This window comes from Streptomyces ureilyticus, from assembly GCF_011045025.1.
In the GTDB taxonomy this organism is placed as follows: domain Bacteria; phylum Actinomycetota; class Actinomycetes; order Streptomycetales; family Streptomycetaceae; genus Streptomyces; species Streptomyces ureilyticus.
The window spans coordinates 1-2,796 of record NZ_JAAKZX010000412.1 but is presented as its reverse complement, the minus strand read 5'-3'; the positions used below and the strand labels follow the sequence as shown (position 1 = coordinate 2,796).

At 71.4% G+C, this 2,796-nt stretch carries 1 protein-coding gene and 2 pseudogenes; 1 reads left to right on the top strand and 2 read right to left on the bottom strand.

All coding sequences use genetic code 11. From position 1 onward, the window contains the following. The first annotated feature begins 752 nt into the window (after positions 1–752). Complete coding sequence (locus G6048_RS49060) at positions 753–1,166, top strand: hypothetical protein (protein WP_206343022.1); 414 nt, start codon at positions 753–755, stop codon at positions 1,164–1,166. A 108-nt stretch (positions 1,167–1,274) separates the two neighbouring features. Here G6048_RS49060 and G6048_RS47585 read toward each other — a convergent pair. After that, a pseudogene (locus G6048_RS47585) lies at positions 1,275–2,105 on the bottom strand (OB-fold nucleic acid binding domain-containing protein); the annotation flags it as partial. Between the two features lie 282 nt (positions 2,106–2,387). After that, positions 2,388–2,678 (bottom strand): annotated as a pseudogene (locus G6048_RS47580) (integrase core domain-containing protein); the annotation flags it as partial. Between the last annotated feature and the right edge of the window lie 118 nt (positions 2,679–2,796).

Below are 2,796 nucleotides of genomic sequence, written 5' to 3'. Positions count from 1 at the left end.
CTGCCCACCCCCCCTCTGCGGCCTCGCCCAGACGCAGCGCCACCGGTCCCCTCAGGGAGCTCCGCGCCCAGACGCGAGCCCAAACCGACCAGACGCTGGGCGCGGGCGGAGACTGCTGATCACGCAGCGCGGTAGTGCTCGTGCACGGCGGTGATGCTGGCCCTCCAGGCTGCCAACAGCCGCTCGCGGTTGTCGGGCAGAAAGCACCCCGAGCCGGCGGCGATCCCCCGGTAGGTGGAGTGCGGGCCGCCGCTGTCCGTCGTGACAAGCGCGGCAAGCAGCACCAGGCTGGAACCGGGCGCCGGGCTTCCGGCGCGGGTTCGTCGATGGCCCCCAGCGCGCGCCGCTGCGCGTCCGGCCGCAGTGCGGCAAGCGCCGGCACCTCTTGCTGCAGCTGACTCCACGTCACCGTCTGCCCCCGGCGCGCCACCTGCTCCAGAACCTTCCGCGCAGCGCCCACCGCTTCCAGGACCGCCGAGAAGGGCGGTTCCTCACGAGGCTCAGCCATCCGGCTCTTCTTCGGCCTGGCCCGGGCGGGCCTGGCTGCTGGACCCGGTGGCGGGGACGGGGCACCATCCGCCGCGTCCGGCCGCTTCTGCGACGGGCGGGCCGCGATCCAGGAGTCGACCTCTTCCTGCTGCAACGCTGTCACCCCGTCGCCGGCCGCCTTGGCGGCCTTCTCCAGCGAGTCCATCAGCCGCCTCACTTCACGGGCAGGCAGCTGGCCCGACAGGCGCCGCAGGTCACCGAGGATGTCCCGCATCCTGCGGTGCGCCGCCCGCTCCGAGGCGGTCGGTGCCGCCCTCGATATGGGCTCCCGTACCGCCGGGGAGCGGGAGAAACGGAACTTGGGCCCGCGGACGGGCGGCGCGGCATCCCGCTGCTCCCAACGGGCGGCCCGCTTCTGCTCCGCCGTCCTCGCGGAGTGGGACAACCGCGTCGGCCGAAGTCCCGCCAGCCTGCGCGATCAACATCAGCAGGAGGAGCTCACCCGCCTCCGCCGACAACTGAGGGGCAGCCGGCAAGAGCGCCAACGGCTTCAGCAGCAGGTTGACGCCGCAGCGACCGTCATCGCCACCCTTCTCGCCGAGAATGTCGCCCTCCGTGAACAACTCGCCAAGCACTCTGGCGTCGTCGTCCCACTGCCTCTCGCCCGTCGAGAGTGAGCCGACTCGAGAACGGGGCAGGCGGGCGTCAGCCCAACTCTGGCCACTTCTGCCCTGGTCGAGGACACCCCCGCGGGTGGGCGCGTGGTGTGTCTCATGAGACACATATCAGCCTGGAGAACCCTGGCTGCGGTGGCCGAGTTTCTTCAGGTCGGCCGAGCGGCTGCCGGGCGGTTGCAGGTCGGCGTATGGGTGGAGGCGGGCGCCGGCGGTGCCGTCGGCGAGGGTGCGCTGCGGTGCGTCCGACTGGGGCGGGGTGTGGGCCGGTGTGGGGCGGCCGAGCAGGTCGAGTGCGGCCTGCGGACCGTGGTCGCGGCGGGCCGCGGCCACCTCGTCCAGATCCCAGGCCATCTCGCCGACGACGGTGCGGCGCGGGCCGCGGGCGGTGACGGTGCCACGCACCAGGAGCAGTCCGCTGTGGAACACGGTGTGCGCGCAGGCCTCGTGGGAGTCCTCGAAGAAGGCGAGGTCGACCAGGCCCGAACCGTCCTCCAGCGTCACGAAGATGACCCGCTTCCCGGACGAAATCGGTGCGGTCTGCGTGGAGGCCCGCACCCCGGCGACGAGCACCTTCTGCCCGGGGATCATGCCGCGCAGGTGGGCGGCGTCGGTCGCGCCGAGCTCGCGCAGCAGCCGGTGGTGGTGCTCCATCAGGTGGTGGGTCACGTCGATCGAGAGTGTGTCGAGTTCGGCGCCGAGCTTGTCGCGGCTGGTCATCTCGGGCAGGCCGCTCGGCGCGGCGGGCGCCAGCTCGCCGCCGAGCGGCAGTTGTCCGTCGGTGGCGGTGGGGTTGCGGGACTGCCGGTGCAACTCGGTGGCCTGCAGCAGCAGATCCCGTCGGGTCAGGTCGCCGGTGAGGGAAGCGCCGATGCGGATCAGGCGTTGCGCGAGCGGCAGGGATGGGCGGGCGCGCTGCCACAGGTCCTGCAGGCTGGTGTAGTGGCAGACGACCCCGCCGCCGACACGGACCCGGACGAAGGCCGACGAACTCGCCGAACGGCGCCGTCAGAGGCAGGAACGGCTCGATCAGGCCCGCAGAGCAGCCGAGGAGGCCGCGCACCGGCTGCGCGACAAGCGCGCCGAACAAACAGACGCCGACGCGCTACTGCAGCAGGCACGCGACCGCTACGCCCAGGCCCAGCAGCAGGTGTCCGTAGCCGAGCAGCAACTGCAACAAGCACGGGAGGAAGGGGGCTTCCCCCGAAGCGTGGACACCGTTTGCTATGCGGCAGCGGCCAGCGTAACTGATCGCTGTTCGAAGGCGATCGGACTGATGTAGCCAAGCGCTGAGTGCCTGCGCCGCGTGTTGTAGCGGGTGACCCACCGGAATACTGCGAGACGAGCCTCACGTGCCCCTGACCAGCGTTTCTTCCCTTGCAGGGTCTCCCTTTTCAGGGTCGCGTTGAAGCTCTCCGCGGCGGCGTTGTCCGCGCTGGTGCCGACCGCTCCGCGCGAGCGGGTCACGCCGAGCCGACGGCACACCTTCGCGAACTCCCTCGACGCGTACTGGGCGAGTTCAACCAGTCGTTGCAACACCGGGCTGTTGCAGCGAGCGTAGCTGCTCTTCGAAGACCTCGGCGGGTGTCCGCCAGCCGAGGGTCTTGCGGGGCCGGTTGTTGATCGCCATGGC

Bases quoted from the DNA above. Each gene is read 5' to 3' on its own strand.
- G6048_RS49060 (WP_206343022.1), top strand. From the start codon at position 753: ATGTCCCGCATCCTGCGGTGCGCCGCCCGCTCCGAGGCGGTCGGTGCC.